Annotated in this window: 14 protein-coding genes; 9 read left to right on the top strand and 5 right to left on the bottom strand. The window is 70.3% G+C overall.

The genetic code is table 11. From position 1 onward, the window contains the following. Nucleotides 1–135: 135 nt before the first annotated feature. Nucleotides 136–2691, top strand: coding sequence for a RelA/SpoT family protein (locus tag ACSYGO_RS11230; RefSeq protein ID WP_426681668.1), 2556 nt, complete (start codon nucleotides 136–138; stop codon nucleotides 2689–2691). Between the two features lie 79 nt (nucleotides 2692–2770). Here the strand turns inward: ACSYGO_RS11230 and ACSYGO_RS11225 are convergent, their stop codons facing one another. After that, entirely contained in the window at nucleotides 2771–4000 is a 1230-nt protein-coding gene (locus ACSYGO_RS11225; RefSeq protein ID WP_426681669.1) for a DUF349 domain-containing protein, read from the bottom strand. 135 nt (nucleotides 4001–4135) lie between these two features. Next, nucleotides 4136–4984 (bottom strand): peptidylprolyl isomerase, encoded by an 849-nt coding sequence (locus ACSYGO_RS11220; RefSeq protein ID WP_426681670.1) that lies wholly within the window; start codon nucleotides 4982–4984, stop codon nucleotides 4136–4138. A 180-nt stretch (nucleotides 4985–5164) separates the two neighbouring features. Here ACSYGO_RS11220 and ACSYGO_RS11215 point away from each other — a divergent pair, with 180 nt between their 5' ends. Beyond that, nucleotides 5165–5872: an MBL fold metallo-hydrolase gene (locus tag ACSYGO_RS11215; protein WP_359502444.1), complete on the top strand. Its 708-nt coding sequence runs from the start codon at nucleotides 5165–5167 to the stop codon at nucleotides 5870–5872. A 13-nt stretch (nucleotides 5873–5885) separates the two neighbouring features. After that, on the top strand, nucleotides 5886–7148 hold the full coding sequence (hisS, locus tag ACSYGO_RS11210) for a histidine--tRNA ligase (protein ID WP_426681671.1): 1263 nt from the start codon (nucleotides 5886–5888) through the stop codon (nucleotides 7146–7148). Between the two features lie 91 nt (nucleotides 7149–7239). Here hisS and ACSYGO_RS11205 read toward each other — a convergent pair whose 3' ends face one another. Together ACSYGO_RS11205 and ACSYGO_RS11200 are read right to left on the bottom strand one after the other, a co-directional pair. Further along, nucleotides 7240–8085 (bottom strand): ABC transporter permease, encoded by an 846-nt coding sequence (locus tag ACSYGO_RS11205; RefSeq protein WP_460386600.1) that lies wholly within the window; start codon nucleotides 8083–8085, stop codon nucleotides 7240–7242. Continuing rightward, nucleotides 8082–8948, bottom strand: a complete 867-nt coding sequence (locus ACSYGO_RS11200; RefSeq protein ID WP_426681673.1) for an ABC transporter ATP-binding protein — start codon at nucleotides 8946–8948, stop codon at nucleotides 8082–8084. The genes ACSYGO_RS11205 and ACSYGO_RS11200 overlap by 4 nt, the downstream gene beginning before the upstream one ends. Nucleotides 8949–9087: 139 nt before the next feature. Here ACSYGO_RS11200 and ACSYGO_RS11195 point away from each other — a divergent pair, with 139 nt between their 5' ends. From ACSYGO_RS11195 to rpsD, 3 genes are all read left to right on the top strand, one after another. Then, nucleotides 9088–9723 (top strand): vitamin K epoxide reductase family protein, encoded by a 636-nt coding sequence (locus ACSYGO_RS11195; RefSeq protein ID WP_460386599.1) that lies wholly within the window; start codon nucleotides 9088–9090, stop codon nucleotides 9721–9723. 66 nt (nucleotides 9724–9789) lie between these two features. Next, nucleotides 9790–11145, top strand: a complete 1356-nt coding sequence (locus tag ACSYGO_RS11190) for a replication-associated recombination protein A (RefSeq protein ID WP_095933042.1) — start codon at nucleotides 9790–9792, stop codon at nucleotides 11143–11145. Between the two features lie 364 nt (nucleotides 11146–11509). Continuing rightward, the gene (gene rpsD / locus ACSYGO_RS11185; protein WP_028803708.1) at nucleotides 11510–12124 is read left to right on the top strand and encodes a 30S ribosomal protein S4; all 615 of its coding nucleotides are present in this window, start codon (nucleotides 11510–11512) and stop codon (nucleotides 12122–12124) included. A 30-nt stretch (nucleotides 12125–12154) separates the two neighbouring features. Here rpsD and ACSYGO_RS11180 read toward each other — a convergent pair whose 3' ends face one another. After that, nucleotides 12155–14323 (bottom strand): ATP-binding protein, encoded by a 2169-nt coding sequence (locus ACSYGO_RS11180; protein WP_426681675.1) that lies wholly within the window; start codon nucleotides 14321–14323, stop codon nucleotides 12155–12157. 136 nt (nucleotides 14324–14459) lie between these two features. Between ACSYGO_RS11180 and ACSYGO_RS11175 the strand changes: the two genes are divergently transcribed. The 3 genes from ACSYGO_RS11175 to alaS are packed head-to-tail and all read left to right on the top strand — an operon-like array spanning nucleotide 14460 to nucleotide 17936. Continuing rightward, nucleotides 14460–14918 (top strand): DUF948 domain-containing protein, encoded by a 459-nt coding sequence (locus ACSYGO_RS11175; protein WP_095933040.1) that lies wholly within the window; start codon nucleotides 14460–14462, stop codon nucleotides 14916–14918. A 7-nt stretch (nucleotides 14919–14925) separates the two neighbouring features. Further along, the gene (locus ACSYGO_RS11170) at nucleotides 14926–15264 is read left to right on the top strand and encodes a DUF6167 family protein (protein WP_426681676.1); all 339 of its coding nucleotides are present in this window, start codon (nucleotides 14926–14928) and stop codon (nucleotides 15262–15264) included. Further along, on the top strand, nucleotides 15264–17936 hold the full coding sequence (alaS, locus tag ACSYGO_RS11165; protein WP_432175942.1) for an alanine--tRNA ligase: 2673 nt from the start codon (nucleotides 15264–15266) through the stop codon (nucleotides 17934–17936). Before ACSYGO_RS11170 ends, alaS begins: the two co-directional genes overlap by 1 nt. Nucleotides 17937–17942: the final 6 nt, after the last annotated feature.

Here is a 17942-nt window from a genome sequence, read left to right as displayed (position 1 = left end):
ATCCGGCGCCCGCCTCTTGCGTTGCTTCTGTATGAGGCCGTCCCATCGGCCGACAGCGAGTCCGACGCTCAGGATCGCTACCATGGGGTCTCCGGAGCCTGACCGGGGGACCCGGAACGCGCACGAGGAGCCCTCTTGCCAGACGAGGCCCAGCCACTCGCCCCCAGCGCCGAACGCCTGGGAGTCACGCCGTCCGCGAAGCCCGAGCGTGCCTCGGCGCCCGCGGACAGGCCCGCCAAGAACACCACCGGCGGGCCGGTCGAGCATGCCCAGGCGGCGCCCGACCGCAAGGCGGCCGAGCAGCCACGTCCCAAGCCCGCGCCTCCCGAGCGCCCCTCCGGCACGTCGGCGGTCCGCCCCGCGCCGGGCCAGCCCGCGCGCAGCGGCGGTTCCTCCAACCGTGTGCGCGCCCGCCTCGCCCGTCTCGGCGTCCAGCGCTCCAACCCGTACAACCCGGTTCTGGAGCCGCTGCTGCGGATAGTGCGCAGCAACGACCCGAAGATCGAGACGGCGACCCTCCGGCAGATCGAGAAGGCCTACCAGGTCGCCGAGCGCTGGCACCGCGGCCAGAAGCGCAAGAGCGGCGACCCGTACATCACGCACCCGCTCGCCGTGACCACCATCCTCGCCGAGCTCGGCATGGACCCGGCGACGCTGATGGCGGGCCTGCTGCACGACACCGTCGAGGACACCGAGTACGGCCTGGACACCCTGCGCCGCGACTTCGGCGACCAGGTCGCCCTCCTCGTCGACGGCGTCACCAAGCTCGACAAGGTCAAGTTCGGCGAGGCCGCACAGGCCGAGACCGTGCGCAAGATGGTCGTCGCCATGGCCAAGGACCCCCGCGTCCTGGTCATCAAGCTCGCCGACCGTCTGCACAACATGCGCACCATGCGCTACCTCAAGCGCGAGAAGCAGGAGAAGAAGGCGCGCGAGACCCTGGAGATCTACGCGCCGCTCGCCCACCGCCTGGGCATGAACACCATCAAGTGGGAACTGGAGGACCTCGCCTTCGCGATCCTCTACCCCAAGATGTACGACGAGATCGTGCGCCTGGTCGCCGAGCGCGCCCCCAAGCGTGACGAGTACCTCGCCATAGTGACCGACGAGGTCCAGTCCGACCTGCGGGCCGCCCGGATCAAGGCGACGGTCACCGGCCGCCCGAAGCACTACTACTCCGTCTACCAGAAGATGATCGTCCGCGGCCGTGACTTCGCGGAGATCTACGACCTGGTGGGCATCCGCGTCCTGGTCGACACCGTCCGGGACTGCTACGCCGCTCTCGGCACCGTGCACGCGCGATGGAATCCGGTCCCCGGCCGGTTCAAGGACTACATCGCGATGCCCAAGTTCAACATGTACCAGTCGCTGCACACCACGGTGATCGGCCCCAACGGCAAGCCGGTCGAACTGCAGATCCGCACCTTCGACATGCACCGCCGCGCCGAGTACGGCATCGCCGCGCACTGGAAGTACAAGCAGGAGACCGTCGCCGGCACCTCCAAGATCCGCACCGACGTGCCCCGGGCCGCGAAGGGCAGCGCAGGCCAGGACACGGTCAACGACATGGCGTGGCTGCGCCAGTTGCTCGACTGGCAGAAGGAGACCGAGGACCCGAGCGAGTTCCTGGAGTCCCTGCGCTTCGACCTGTCCCGCAACGAGGTCTTCGTCTTCACCCCCAAGGGCGACGTCATAGCGCTGCCGGCGGGTGCCACACCGGTCGACTTCGCGTACGCGGTCCACACGGAGGTCGGCCACCGGACGATAGGCGCACGCGTCAACGGACGCCTCGTACCGCTCGAATCCACCCTGGACAACGGCGACTTGGTGGAGGTCTTCACCTCCAAGGCCACCGGCGCGGGACCCTCCCGCGACTGGCTCGGCTTCGTGAAGTCGCCGCGCGCCCGCAACAAGATCCGCGCCTGGTTCTCCAAGGAGCGCCGCGACGAGGCGATCGAGCACGGCAAGGACGCCATCGCGCGCGCGATGCGCAAGCAGAACCTGCCGATCCAGCGCATCCTCACCGGCGACTCCCTGGTCACCCTCGCGCACGAGATGCGCTACCCGGACATCTCGTCGCTGTACGCGGCGATCGGCGAGGGCCACGTCACCGCGCAGAGCGTCGTGCAGAAGCTGGTGCAGGCACTCGGCGGCGAGGAAGCGGCCACCGAGGAGATCGACGAGGCCGTTCCGCCGGCCCGCGGACGTGGCCGCAAGCGCCGCTCCAACGCCGACCCCGGTGTGGTCGTCAAGGGCGTCGAGGACGTGTGGGTCAAGCTCGCCCGCTGTTGTACGCCGGTGCCCGGCGACCCGATCATCGGGTTCGTCACGCGCGGCAGCGGCGTCTCGGTGCACCGCAGCGACTGCGTCAACGTCGACTCGCTGTCCCGCGAGCCGGAGCGCATCCTCGACGTCGAGTGGGCGCCCACGCAGTCCTCGGTCTTCCTGGTGGCCATACAGGTCGAGGCACTGGACCGCTCGCGGCTCCTGTCGGACGTCACCCGTGTCCTGTCGGACCAGCACGTGAACATCCTGTCCGCGGCCGTGCAGACCTCCCGCGACCGGGTCGCCACCTCGCGCTTCACCTTCGAGATGGGCGACCCCAAGCACCTGGGGCACGTCCTGAAGGCGGTCAGGGGCGTCGAGGGCGTGTACGACGTCTACCGCGTGACCTCGGCCCGCAGGCCGTAACGGCGGGCCGCGCCCGGACGGCACATGAGAGGGGCTCCCGTACGCACCGTACGGGAGCCCCTCTCGTGTCGCCGAAGTGTCAGCCGCCGAACTCCTGCAGACCCTTCAGGGCCTGGTCGAGCAGCGCCTGACGGCCGTCGAGCTCCTTCTGGAGCTTGTCGGCCTTCGCGGTGTTGCCCGCGGAGCGGGCCGCGTCGATCTGGCCCTGGAGCTTGTCCACGGCGGCCTGGAGCTGCCCGGTCAGACCCTCGGCACGCGCGCGTGCCTCCGGGTTGGTCCGGCGCCACTCGGCCTCCTCGGACTCCTGGAGAGCCCGCTCCACCGCGTGCATCCGGCCCTCGACCTTCGGGCGGGCGTCGCGCGGCACGTGACCGATGGCCTCCCAGCGCTCGTTGATCGAGCGGAAGGCGGCGCGGGCGGCCTTCAGGTCGGTCACCGGGACGAGCTTCTCGGCCTCCTCGGCCAGCTCCTCCTTGAGCTTCAGGTTCTCCGACTGCTCCGCGTCGCGCTCGGCGAAGACCGAGCTGCGGGCCGCGAAGAACACGTCCTGGGCGCCGCGGAAGCGGTTCCACAGGTCGTCCTCGTGCTCGCGCTGCGCCCGGCCCGCGGCCTTCCAGTCCGCCATCAGCTCGCGGTAGCGGGCCGCCGTCGGACCCCAGTCCGTCGAACCGGACAGCGCCTCGGCCTCCGCGACCAGCTTCTCCTTGGTCTTGCGGGCCTCCTCGCGCTGCGCGTCCAGCGACGCGAAGTGCGCCTTGCGACGCTTGGAGAACGCCGAGCGCGCGTGCGAGAAGCGGTGCCACAGCTCGTCGTCCGACTTGCGGTCGAGCCGCGGCAGACCCTTCCAGGTGTCCACCAGCGCGCGCAGCCGCTCGCCGGCCGCCCGCCACTGGTCGCTCTGCGCGAGCTCCTCGGCCTCGACGACCAGCGCCTCCTTGGCGTGCCGCGCCTCGTCGGACTGCTTGGCCCGCTGGGCCTTGCGCTCCTCGCGGCGCGACTCGACCGTCTCGACGAGCTTGTCCAGCCGTCCGCGCAGCGCGTCCAGATCACCGACCGCGTGGTGGGCGTCCACCTGCTCGCGGATGTGATCGATGGCGGTCTGGGCGTCCTTCGCCGACAGGTCGGTGGTCTTCACTCGCTTCTCGAGGAGGCCGATCTCGACAACCAGGCCCTCGTACTTGCGCTCGAAGTAGGCCAACGCCTCCTCGGGGGAGCCGGCCTGCCAGGAACCGACGACCTGCTCGCCGTCGGCCGTACGCACGTACACGGTCCCCGTCTCGTCGACGCGGCCCCACGGGTCGCTGCTCACAGCGCCTCCTCCACATGATGCCTGTGAGGGGCGTCGTAGCCCCCTGGCATCGTCCACAGTTTCGTCACCGCCAACATAGGCGACCAGCGGGTTGCCTGTCCGCATCCCGCGCGACCGAAGTTCCCCTGTTGACGGTCAGGATTTGGTGATGGTCGCCTTGTCGATCACCACGGTCGCGTTCGGTGCGGTGTTGCCGGTCTGAGGATCGGCGGGCTGCGCACCGGCGGCGGCGATCTTCTTGAGGACCTTCATCCCCGCCTCGGACACCGTGCCGAACGGTGTGTAGTCGGGCGGCAGCTGACTGTCCTGGTAGACCAGGAAGAACTGGCTGCCACCGGTGTTGCGGCCCTTCTGCGTCTGGGGGTTGTACTGGTTCGCCATCGCGACGGTGCCCGCCGGATACACGTTGCCCTTCAGGCTTTTGTCCTTCAGGTTCTCGTCCGGGATGGTGTACCCGGGGCCGCCGGCGCCGGTGGCCTGCGGGTCGCCGCACTGGAGCACGTAGATGCCGTCGGTGGTGAGCCGGTGGCACTTGGTGTGGTCGAAGTAGCCCTTGCCGGCGAGGAAGTCGAACGAGTTGACCGTGTGCGGGGCCGCCGAGGCCTTCAGCGCGATGTCTATGTCACCGCAGGTCGTCGCCATCTTCATCGTGTAGTCCGCGGACTTGTCGATGGTGAGCGCCGGCTCCTTCTTCCAGCTCAGCTGCTTCACCTTGCCCTCCGCGGGCTTCTGGCACGGGTCGGGCGCCTTGCTCGTCGCCGAGGGGGTCGGCGTCACCTCCGCGCCCGCGTTGGCCTTCTTGTCGTCGTTCTTGAAGACCCCGGTCGCGTACGACACGACACTGCCCACCACGACCACGCCGAGCACCGAGGCGACGATCGCGTTGCGCGTGTGCGTCTTGCGCCGTGCGGCCGTGCGCCGCTGCTGCTGTCGCAAGAACTTCTCCCGGGCGAGCTGACGCCGCCGCTGTTCCTGGCTGACCACCGGGTTTTCTCCTCATGCGTCTCGTACGTCAAGTGGGACGCGTGCGTCTTGTGAGCCGACCGCCTGCGTGTGCCCCGTACCGTATATGGGTTCGCTGAGGAATCGGCAGCGCCGGTAGGCTCTGACCACAGCCGCCCACCCCGTACGACACCAGCGCGTACGCCACCACGAAGGACGATCGTGCTCATTGCCGGGTTCCCCGCCGGGGCCTGGGGGACCAACTGTTACCTGGTCGCCCCCGCCGCGGGTGAGGAGTGCGTGATCATCGACCCGGGCCATCAGGCCGCCCAGGGAGTCGAGGACGCACTCAAGAAGCATCGGCTCAAGCCCGTCGCGGTCATCCTGACCCATGGCCACATCGACCACGTCGCCTCGGTCGTCCCGGTCTGCGGAGCGCACGACGTACCGGCCTGGATCCACCCCGAGGACCGGTACATGATGAGCGACCCGGAGAAGGCGCTCGGCCGTTCCATCGGCATGCCGCTGATGGGCGAGCTGACCGTGGGGGAGCCGGACGACGTCAAGGAGCTCTCCGACGGCGCGCGGCTGGAGCTGGCGGGCCTCGACCTCTCCGTCGCGCACGCGCCCGGCCATACCAAGGGGTCGGTGACGTTCCGGATGCCGGAGGCCGCGGACATCCCGTCCGTGTTCTTCTCCGGGGATCTGCTCTTCGCCGGCTCCATCGGACGCACCGACCTGCCCGGCGGCGACATGGCCGACATGCTCGACTCGCTGGCCCGTGTGTGCCTGCCGCTCGACGACTCGACCGTGGTGCTGTCCGGCCACGGCCCCCAGACGACCATCGGCCAGGAGCGCGCCACCAACCCGTATCTGCGGCAGGTGGCCGCCGGCCAAGGGAGCGTGGACGCTCCCCGACGAGGAATGTGACGAGAGACTTTCCGTGAGCACCTTCAAGGCCCCCAAGGGCACGTACGACCTGATCCCGCCGGAGTCCGCGACGTATCTGGCCGTCCGCGAGGCCATCGCCGCACCGCTGCGCAACTCCGGCTACGGCTACATCGAGACGCCCGGCTTCGAGAGCGTCGAACTGTTCGCGCGCGGCGTCGGTGAGTCCACCGACATCGTGACCAAGGAGATGTACGCCTTCGAGACCAAGGGCGGCGACCGGCTGGCCCTGCGTCCGGAGGGCACCGCCTCCGTACTGCGCGCGGCGCTGGAGGCGAACCTGCACAAGGCGGGCAACCTCCCCGTCAAGCTCTGGTACTCGGGCTCCTACTACCGCTACGAGCGCCCGCAGAAGGGCCGTTACAGGCACTTCTCGCAGGTCGGTGCCGAGGCGATCGGTGCCGAGGACCCGGCTCTGGACGCCGAGCTGATCATCCTGGCGGACCAGGCCTACCGGTCGCTCGGGCTGCGCAACTTCCGCATCCTGCTCAACTCGCTCGGCGACAAGGAGTGCCGCCCCGTGTACCGGGCGGCCCTGCAGGACTTCCTGCGCGGCCTCGACCTGGACGAGGACACCCTGCGCCGTGCGGAGATCAACCCGCTGCGCGTCCTCGACGACAAGCGGGACGACGTGCAGAAGCAGCTGGTCGGCGCGCCGCTGCTGCGGGACTACCTGTGCGACGCGTGCAAGGCGTACCACGAGGAGGTGCGCGAGCTGATCACGGCCGCGGGCGTCTCCTTCGAGGACGACCCGAAGCTGGTGCGCGGGCTCGACTACTACACCCGGACGACCTTCGAGTTCGTCCACGACGGCCTGGGCTCCCAGTCCGCGGTCGGCGGTGGCGGGCGTTACGACGGTCTCTCCGAGATGATCGGCGGTCCCGCGCTGCCGTCGGTGGGCTGGGCGCTGGGCGTCGACCGCACGGTCCTCGCCCTGGAGGCCGAGGGCGTCTCGCTCGAACTCCCCGCGTCGACCAGTGTGTTCGCGGTGCCGCTCGGCGAGGAGGCCCGCCGGGTGCTCTTCGCCAAGGTGACGGAGCTGCGCAGGCGCGGCGTCGCCGCCGACTTCTCGTACGGCGGCAAGGGGCTGAAGGGCGCGATGAAGAACGCCAACCGGTCCGGGGCCCGCTACACGGTCGTGGCCGGTGAGCGCGATCTCGCCGAGGGCGTCGTGCAGCTCAAGGACATGGAGTCCGGCGAGCAGGTCGCGGTGGGGCTCGACGACCTCGTCGCCGAGCTGACGTCCCGGCTGGGCTGAACCGCCTCCCGGGGCCCCGCTCCGGGAACGCCGGAGGGGCCGCGCACCGGCCCCTCCGGCGTTCGGGAGCCGGCGGGAGCGCCGGCGGGGCTCATCCGTCGCGCCGGTTCTTCCACCGGAAGGTCAGCAGGCACAGCAGCAGTCCGCCGGCGCACCACGCCCCGAGCACCAGGGCGATCCGCCCGAACTCCCAGTCACCCGCCTGTTCCAGGACCTTCGCCGACTCGGGCAGGAACACCCCGCGCAGTCCCTGGCACATCCACTTGAGCGGGAACGCGGCGCCGATGTTCAGCATCCAGTCCGGGATGGTGTCGATGGAGATGTACACCCCGGAGATGAACTGGAGCACCAGGAAGGGCAGGACGACGACCGAGGTGGCGCTCTTCCCGGACTTGGGCACCGAGCTGATCGCGATGCCGAGCAGGGCGCACGCGGTGAGTCCCAGCACGAAGATCCAGCCGAACTCGGCCCACTTGCCGGGGTCGGAGGGCAGCTCCACGTCGTACAGCGTGGTGCCCACGGTGAGCAGTACGGCGGTCTCCAGCGCGCCGGTGACCAGGACGAGCCAGATCTTGCCGAGGAAGTACGCGGCCGGCGGCATGGGTGTGCCGCGCAGCCGGCGGAGCACCTTCTCGTCCCGCTCGATCGCGATGGAGATGCCGAGGGACTGGAAACTCGTCGACATGATGCCGGCGGCCATCATCGCGGGGACGTAGAGCTGGGAGGCCGTGATGCCCGCGCCCCGCACGTCGTCGCTGAAGATCGACGCGAAGAGGAAGAGGAACACGACCGGGAAGGCGAAGGTGAACACGACCTGGTCGCGCTGGCGGAAGAACTGCCTGATCTCCAGGGCGCCCCGGTGCAGGCCGAGTCCCCAGGCCCCGGGCAGCCGGTCCGAGCGGGTCCCGCCACGTGCGCGTACGGCGGTCGTGGTCATCGCGCGTTCTCCTGTCCGGTCAGCCGCAGATAGACGTCCTCCAAGGTGGGGCGGGTCACCCGCAGCCCCGGGATCTCCCCGTCGAAGCGGTGCATGAGCTCGGCGACGGTCCGGGTCGGGGTGGCGGTGCGTTCGGTGCGCGGGGTGCCGTCGTGCTCGGTCCACGCGACCGTCGTCTCCGTGCCGAAGCGCTCGCGCAGCGCGGCCGGCTCGCCCTCGGCGACCACCCGGCCCCGTGCGACGACGGCGAGCCGGTCCGCGAGCGCCTCCGCCTCCTCCAGGTAGTGCGTCGTGAGCAGGATCGTCGTGCCTTCGTCGGCCAGCAGGCGGATCAGATCCCAGAACTGCCGCCGAGCGGCCGGGTCGAAGCCGGTGGTGGGCTCGTCCAGGAGCAGCAGGTCGGGGCCGCCGATCACGCCGAGGGCGACGTCGAGCCGCCTGCGCTGGCCGCCCGAGAGCGCCTTGATCCGGCTGTCGGCCTTCGCCTGGAGGCCGACCAGCGCGATGACCTCCTCCGGATCACGGGGATTCGGATAATACCGGGCGAAATGCCGCACGGATTCGCGCACCGTCAACTCGGCGGGCGCCGATTCGTCCTGCCAGACGATCCCGACCCGCGAGCGCCACGCGCGCGTGCCCGTCGCGGGGTCCGAACCGAGCACCGACACCTCGCCCGCGTCCCGCCCGCGGTTGCCCTGGAGGATCTCCACCGTGGTGCTCTTGCCGGCGCCGTTCGGCCCGAGCAGGCCGAACACCTCGCCCTGCCGTATGCCGAGATCGATGCCGTCGACGGCGGTCACGTCCCCGTACTGCTTGCGCAGCCCCCGTACGTCCACCGCGAGTTGCTTCGCGTGTGCTGTCATGCCGACGAGCCTCCCCCCGAACCGAACGTTCCGGGACCTCCGTGCGTACCTCCTTATGTCCAGCGAACGGTGGACACGGGGGAGGGTGCGGCACAATGACCGTGCCCGCAGGCCCCCTTCGAACTACGGAAACGGCGTGATGAGCAAGACGACAGTGAAGGACGTCTCGACCGGCCGGGAAGACGGCGTCGCCCCGCGTACGACCGGCGGCAGCCGCGCGTTCGCGCTGATGCTGGTGATCACCGGAGCCGCCGGGCTGCTCGCCGCCTGGGTCATCACGATCGACAAGTTCAAACTGCTGGAGAACCCGAACTTCGTGCCCGGGTGCAGCCTGAACCCGGTCGTCTCCTGCGGCAACATCATGAAGAGCGACCAGGCCTCCGCCTTCGGCTTCCCCAACCCGATGCTCGGACTGGTGACGTACGGCATCGTCATCTGCGTCGGCATGAGCCTGCTCGCCCGCGCCACCTTCCCGCGCTGGTACTGGCTCACCTTCAACGCCGGCACGCTCTTCGGCGTCGGATTCTGCACCTGGCTGCAGTTCCAGTCGCTCTACCGCATCAACTCGCTCTGCCTCTGGTGCAGCCTGGCCTGGGTCGCCACGATCATCATGTTCTGGTACGTGACCTCGTCCAACGTGCGCAACGACTTCCTGCCCGCCCCGCGCTGGCTGAAGAGCTTCCTCGGCGAGTTCACCTGGGTCCTGCCGACCCTGCACATCGGCATCATCGGCATGCTGATCCTGACCCGCTGGTGGGACTTCTGGACCAGCTGACCCCGCCCCGGTCCCCGAGACCCGGGCCGGACGGCATTGTCAGTGGCGTGACATAGGGTTTTCCCCGTGGAGCCCGACCTGTTCACCGCCGCAGCCGAAGAACGCCAGGAGAAGGACCCGTCCAGCAGCCCCCTGGCCGTCCGGATGCGCCCGCGCACCCTCGACGAAGTCGTCGGCCAGCAGCACCTCCTGAAGCCGGGCTCCCCCCTGCGCAGACTCGTCGGCGAGGGGAACGGCGGGCCGGCCGGTCCCTCCTCGGTGATCCTCTGGGGCCCGCCCGGCACCGGCAAGACCACCCTCGCGTACGTCGTGTCCAAGGCCACGAACAAGCGCTTCGTGGAGCTGTCGGCGATCACCGCGGGCGTGAAGGAGGTACGCGCCGTCATCGACGGGGCACGCCGCGCCACCGGCGGATTCGGCAAGGAGACCGTCCTCTTCCTCGACGAGATCCACCGCTTCAGCAAGGCGCAGCAGGACTCCCTGCTCCCGGCCGTGGAGAACCGCTGGGTCACGCTGATCGCCGCCACCACCGAGAACCCGTACTTCTCGGTGATCTCCCCCCTGCTCTCCCGCTCCCTGCTCCTCACCCTCGAACCCCTCACCGACGACGACCTGCGCGGCCTGCTGCGCCGCGCCCTCGCCGACGAGCGCGGCCTCAAGGAGGCCGTCACCCTCCCCGAGGACACCGAGGACCACCTGCTGCGGATCGCCGGCGGCGACGCCCGCCGCGCCCTGACCGCCCTGGAGGCCGCCGCGGGCGCGGCGCTCGACAAGGGCGAGACGGAGATCGGCCTCCAGACCCTGGAGGAGACCGTCGACCGCGCCGCCGTGAAGTACGACCGCGACGGCGACCAGCACTACGACGTGGCGAGCGCCCTGATCAAGTCCATCCGCGGCTCCGACGTCGACGCCGCGCTGCACTACCTGGCCCGGATGATCGAGGCCGGTGAGGACCCCCGCTTCATCGCCCGGCGCCTGATGATCTCCGCCAGCGAGGACATCGGCCTCGCCGACCCGAACGCGCTGCCCATAGCCGTCGCCGCCGCCCAGGCGGTCGCCATGATCGGCTTCCCCGAGGCCGCGCTCACCCTCAGCCACGCCACCATCGCCCTCGCCCTGGCCCCCAAGTCCAACTCCGCGACCACGGCGATCGGCGCCGCGATGGAGGACGTGCGCAAGGGGCACGCGGGCCCGGTGCCGCCGCACCTGCGCGACGGCCACTACAAGGGCGCGGCCAAGCTGGGCCACGCCCAGGGGTACGTGTATCCGCACGACCTGCCCGAAGGCATCGCGGCCCAGCAGTACGCGCCGGAGGAGCTCAAGGACCGCGAGTACTACACCCCGACCCGGCACGGCGCCGAGGCGAGGTACGCGGACGCGGTGGAGTGGACCCGCAAGCATCTCGGGCGGGGCAGACCCTGACACCGGCCCGGCGCACCCTCCGGTCGAGAGGGGCCCGCAACCCCCTGTAGGATGACCCCCAGCGCTGCGTCCCGTGTCCGGCTCCGGTCGGCACCACCAGAACGGGACATGCAGCCGGAGCCCCCGCCTCCACGGGGGGATTCCAGGAGCGTCGCGCACCGTCGAAGGTGTCGCGGGCAGCCCACCACCACCCGGTCACCGGGACGGTCGGTGGGCCACTCGCGTGCTGCACGTATGTGCCCAGACCAGGGAGCGGCTGCCCGGCAGGTCCGCAAGGACCCGCGGGGTTTCCCAGGCTGCGGATGCGACCTCCCCTAACCCTGGTGAAGCCGTATTCAGATCAGAAACATGAGGTGTTTGGTTCATGGCGAACCAGTCCCGCCCCAAGGTCAAGAAGTCGCGTGCCCTCGGCATCGCGCTGACCCCGAAGGCCGTCAAGTACTTCGAGGCCCGTCCCTACCCGCCGGGTGAGCACGGCCGCGGCCGCAAGCAGAACTCGGACTACAAGGTCCGTCTGCTCGAGAAGCAGCGTCTGCGCGCGCAGTACGACGTGTCCGAGCGCCAGCTCGTCCGCGCCTACGAGCGTGCCGCCAAGACGCAGGGCAAGACCGGTGAGGCTCTGGTCATCGAGCTCGAGCGCCGTCTCGACGCGCTGGTCCTGCGTTCGGGCATCGCCCGCACGATCTACCAGGCCCGCCAGATGGTCGTCCACGGCCACATCGAGGTCAACGGCCAGAAGGTCGACAAGCCCTCGTTCCGTGTCCGTCCCGACGACGTCGTGATGGTCCGCGAGCGCAGCCGCGAGAAGCCGCTGTTCCAGGTCGCGCGTGAGGGTGGCTTCGCCCCCGACGGCGAGACCCCGCGCTACCTCCAGGTGAACCTCCGCGCCCTGGCCTTCCGCCTGGACCGTGAGCCGAACCGCAAGGAGATCCCGGTGATCTGCGACGAGCAGCTCGTCGTCGAGTACTACGCCCGCTGATCCACCCGCGGACGTAGCACCACCTGCGCGTCAGCCCGTCGTCTCCCCGCCCTTCGAGGTGGGCGAGACGGCGGGCTCGCGCATGTCCGGGGGCAGCCGGGGCGGCGACGGGACCGCACCGAGCGGCGGCGGCCCCGTCCGGCCCAGCGCCCGGACCACCGCCGCCTCCCGCCCGAGCAGCGCACCCTCCCGGACGCACTCCGCGTACCGCGCGTCCCCCAGGTGCTCCCGGGCCAGCGCCTCGCACCGCTCGTGCGGCGCGTTGTAGTACGTCGAGCCGAAGAGCGGCAGCCCCACCGACGGCCACATCCGCGACGCCGCCCCCTGGAGCACCGCCGCCTCGGCCGGATCGCCCTCCACCGCCGTGACCAGGGCGAGCACCTCCACCGCGAGGACCGTGCCGAGCAGATCGTGGAAGGTGTGCGCGATGGCCAGGCACTCCCGCAGCAGGTGCCGGGTCCGCGCCGCGTCGCCCTCGGCCAGCGCCTGGTACGCGAGGACGTACAGCGCATAGGCCAGGGCCCAGCGCTCCCCGTGGTCCTCGCAGACCCGCCGGACGTCCTCGCACAGCCTCACCGCGCCCGGCAGATCGCCCTGGAAGGCCAGCGTCATCGCGAGTTCGACCTGGCCCATCAGCACATTGCTGTTCAGCTCGCCGATCTCGTGATAGCGGTCCAGCGCCGAGCGCAGCAGGGTCTCCGCGCGCGCCATGTCGTCGGTGACCAGTGCCAGACAGCCGGTGCGGTGCTCGGCGTAGGCCACCGCCGTGGCGTTCCCGGTGCGCTCCGCCTCCTCCCGGCACTCCTGGAGCGCGGAGAGCGCGGGCACCGTGTCGCCCTGGAGGACCGCGACGTAGCCGAGCACCCACAGCGCCTTCAGCCGCGACTGGTCGCGGTCGCCGTCCAGGTCCACGCTGCGTTCCAGCCAGTGCCTGCCCTCCGAGAGCCGCCCGCAGCCGACCCAGTAGAACCACAGGGTGCCCGCCAGGTACTGGCCCAGATGCGCGTCGCCCGGCTCGGTCAGACAGTGCTCCAGGGCGCGGCGCAGATTCGGCAGCTCCGACTCGACGCGCGCGGCGACCTCGCCCTGCCGGGGCGAGAACCAGTCCAGCTCGCACCAGGTGGCCAGGCCCATGTACCAGTCGCGGTGGCGCCGGCGCAGCCGGTCGGCGTCGCCCGTCGCCTCCAGCCAGTCCGCGCCGTACGCCCGGACCGTCTCCAGCATGCGGTAGCGCACACCCGCCACCGTCTCCTCGCGCGACACCACGGACTGCGCGAGCAGTTCGCCCAGCACGTCGAGCACGGAGTCGGCGGCCAGTCCCTCACCGCTGCACACGTACTCCGCGGCCTCCAGGTCGAACTGCCCGGCGAACACCGACAGCCGTGACCACAGCAGCCGCTCCTCGGGCGTGCACAGCTCGTGGCTCCAGCCGATCGCCGTGCGCAGCGTCTGGTGCCGCGCCGGGGCGTCGCGCGCGCCCCCGGTCAGCAGCCGGAAGCGGTCCTCCAGGCGGGAGAGCAGCTGCGCGGGGGAGAGGGTGTTCAGACGTGCCGCCGCCAGCTCGACGGCGAGCGGGATCCCGTCGAGGCGCCGGCACAGCTCCGCCACCTCCGACCGGTTGCCGTCGTGCACCGCGAAGCCGGGCAGCCGGGCCGCGGCCCGGTCCGCGAACAGCTCGGCGGCGTCCGGCCCGGGCAGCGGCGCCAGCGGGAACAGCCGCTCGCCCGCGACACCCAGCGGCCTGCGCCCCACGGCGAGCACCCGCAGTCCCGGCGTCCCGCGCAGCAGAGCGCCCACCAGCGAGGCACTCGCGTCCACCAGATGCTCGAACCCGTCCAGGACCAGGAGGAGTTGGCGTTCGGCGAGGTGGTCGAGGAGTGCCTCGCGCGGCGATCGCGACGTCTGGTCCGTCAGGCCGAGGGCCTCGACGACCGCGTACTCGACAAGGCCCGGGTCGCGGATCGCGGAGAGGTCCACGCGCCACACCCCGTCGCGCCGCTCGGTCCGGGCCGCGGCACGCGCCGCCAGTCTCGACTTGCCGACGCCGCCCATGCCGGTGACGGTCACCAGCCGCGCCGTGCCCAGGGCCCCGGCCAGTCCGGCCAGTTCGGCCGAGCGCCCCACGAACGCGTCGAGTTCCAGGGGCAGATTGCCGGGCACCGGACCACCGGCGCCGCGAGGGCGGTGAGAGCGCTGCATGAGACACGGAGAGTACTGATCCGTAAGCGTTCCGTACAATCACTTCCCGCAACTCCGCACGGGGCGGGCGGTAATGCGGTACGGAGCGGCGGCCCCGGCGCGATAGGCTCGGGGGACGACTTTTCGATGTTCAGGCATGCAGTCAGGGAGCGGGTGCACAGTGTCCGGTGGAGAGGTGGCCGGGATCCTCGTGGCCGTCTTCTGGGCGATCCTGGTCTCCTTCCTCGCCGTCGCTCTGGCGAGGCTGGCCCAGACGCTCAGGGCGACGACGAAGCTCGTCGCGGACGTGACCGAACAGGCAGTCCCGCTCCTGGCCGACGCGTCCGCCGCGGTGCGGTCCGCGCAGACGCAGATCGACCGGGTCGACGCCATCGCGTCGGACGTCCAGGAGGTCACGTCGAACGCGTCGGCGCTGTCGACCACCGTCGCCTCCACCTTCGGCGGCCCCCTGGTGAAGGTCGCGGCGTTCGGCTACGGCGTGCGGCGTGCCATCGGAGGCCGTCGTGAGAATGTGCCCGAGAAGGCCCCCCGACGTACCGTGATCGTGGGCCGCACCGTCCCGTCCGCGCGACGGAGCAAGCGGAAGAAGGACTGACGCAGCGATGTTCCGCCGTACGTTCTGGTTCACCGCCGGCGCAGCCGCGGGTGTATGGGCCACCACCAAGGTCAACCGCAAACTCAGGCAGCTGACCCCGGAGAGCCTCGCGGCGCAGGCCGCGAACAAGGCGATCGACGCGGGCCACCGGCTCAAGGAGTTCGCGCTCGACGTCCGCGACGGCATGGTCCAGCGAGAGGCCGAACTCGGCGAGGCACTCGGTCTGAACCACCGCACCGACGCCGAGCTCCCCGCGCAGCGGGGCATCGCCGCCATCGGCAACGACAAGCAGATCAAGTACATCGAGAACACGACGTACTCGTACAACCGGAATGAGGACCACTGATGGAGTCGGCTGAAATCCGCCGCCGCTGGTTGAGCTTCTACGAGGAGCGCGGTCACACCGTCGTCCCTTCGGCGTCGCTCATCGCGGACGACCCGACTCTGCTCCTCGTCCCCGCCGGCATGGTGCCCTTCAAGCCGTACTTCCTCGGTGAGGTCAAGGCGCCGTGGCCGCGCGCCACCAGCGTGCAGAAGTGCGTGCGTACGCCCGACATCGAAGAGGTCGGCAAGACCACCCGCCACGGCACGTTCTTCCAGATGTGCGGCAACTTCTCCTTCGGCGACTACTTCAAGGAAGGCGCCATCACCTACGCCTGGGAGCTGCTCACCACGCCCCAGGACAAGGGTGGTTACGGACTCGACCCCGAGCGTCTGTGGATCACGGTCTACCTCGACGACGACGAGGCCGAGACCATCTGGCGCGACAAGATCGGCGTCCCGGCCGAGCGCATCCAGCGCCTGGGCAAGAAGGACAACTACTGGTCCATGGGCGTGCCGGGCCCCTGCGGCCCGTGCTCCGAGATCAACTACGACCGCGGCCCCGAGTTCGGCGTCGAGGGCGGCCCGGCCGTCAACGACGAGCGGTACGTGGAGATCTGGAACCTGGTCTTCATGCAGTACGAGCGTGGCGAGGGCACCTCGAAGGAGGACTTCGAGATCCTCGGCGAGCTGCCCAGCAAGAACATCGACACCGGTCTCGGCATGGAACGCCTCGCCATGATTCTGCAGGGCGTGCAGAACATGTACGAGATCGACACCTCCATGGCCGTGATCAAGAAGGCCACCGAGCTGACCGGTGTCGAGTACGGCGCCGCCCACGACTCCGACGTCTCCCTGCGCGTGGTCACCGACCACATGCGGACGTCCGTGATGCTCATCGGCGACGGTGTGACCCCGGGCAACGAGGGCCGCGGCTACGTGCTGCGCCGCATCATGCGCCGCGCCATCCGCAACATGCGCCTGCTCGGCGCCACCGGTCCGGTCGTCAAGGACCTGATCGACACCGTGATCGCGATGATGGGCCAGCAGTACCCCGAGCTCATCACCGACCGCGAGCGCATCGAGAAGGTCGCCCTCGCGGAGGAGGCCGCCTTCCTCAAGACACTGAGGGCCGGCACCAACATCCTCGACACCGCCGTCACCGAGACCAAGCAGTCCGGTGGCACCGTCCTCGCCGGTGACAAGGCGTTCCTGCTCCACGACACCTGGGGCTTCCCGATCGACCTCACCCTGGAGATGGCCGCCGAGCAGGGCCTCTCCGTGGACGAGGACGGCTTCCGCCGCCTGATGAAGGAGCAGCGGGAGCGCGCCAAGGCCGACGCCCAGGCCAAGAAGACCGGCCACGCCGACCTCGGCGCCTACCGGCAGATCGCCGACGCCGCCGGCGAGACCGACTTCATCGGCTACGACCGCACCGAGGGCGAGTCGACGATCGTCGGCATCCTCGTCGACGGCGCGTCCTCGCCGGCCGCCACGGAGGGCGACGAGGTCGAGATCGTCCTCGACCGCACCCCGTTCTACGCCGAGGGCGGCGGTCAGATCGGCGACACGGGCCGCATCAAGGTCGACTCCGGCGCCGTCATCGAGATCCGCGACTGCCAGAAGCCCGTCCCGGGCGTGTACGTCCACAAGGGCGTCGTCCAGGTGGGCGAGGTCACCGTCGGCGCCAAGGCCCAGGCCTCCATCGACGTCCGCCGCCGCAAGGCCATCGCCCGCGCCCACTCGGCCACGCACCTCACGCACCAGGCCCTGCGCGACGCCCTCGGCCCGACGGCCGCCCAGGCCGGTTCGGAGAACCAGCCCGGTCGCTTCCGCTTCGACTTCGGCTCCCCGTCCGCCGTACCGACGGCCGTGATGACCGACGTCGAGCAGCAGATCAACGAGGTGCTCGCCCGCGACCTGGACGTCCAGGCCGAGATCATGAGCATCGACGAGGCCAAGAAGCAGGGTGCCATCGCCGAGTTCGGCGAGAAGTACGGCGAGCGCGTCCGCGTCGTCACCATCGGTGACTTCTCCAAGGAACTGTGCGGTGGCACGCACGTCCACAACACCGCCCAGCTCGGCCTGGTCAAGCTGCTCGGCGAGTCGTCGATCGGCTCCGGCGTGCGCCGCATCGAGGCCCTGGTCGGCGTCGACGCCTACAACTTCCTCGCCCGCGAGCACACGGTCGTCGCCCAGCTCCAGGAGTTGATCAAGGGTCGTTCCGAGGAGCTCCCGGAGAAGGTCTCCGCCATGCTCGGCAAGCTGAAGGACGCCGAGAAGGAGATCGAGAAGTTCCGCGCGGAGAAGGTCCTCCAGGCCGCCGGCGGTCTCGTCGACTCCGCCAAGGACGTCCACGGCGTCGCCCTCGTCACCGGCCAGGTGCCGGACGGCACGACCGCCGACGACCTGCGCAAGCTGGTCCTCGACGTGCGCGGCCGCATCCAGGGCGGACGGGCCGCGGTGGTCGCCCTCTTCACCACGGTCAACGGCAAGCCGCTGACGGTCATCGCCACCAACGAGGCCGCCCGTGAGCGCGGCCTCAAGGCCGGTGACCTCGTCCGCACGGCCGCCAAGACCCTCGGCGGCGGCGGTGGCGGCAAGCCGGACGTCGCCCAGGGCGGCGGCCAGAACCCGGGCGCGATCGGTGAGGCCATCGACTCGGTCGAGCGCCTCGTCGCCGAGACCGCCAAGTAGAGAACG

This window comes from Streptomyces krungchingensis, assembly GCF_054729265.1.
Note: the sequence above shows the minus strand (reverse complement) of the source record. Positions and strands in the feature narration are given on the sequence as shown.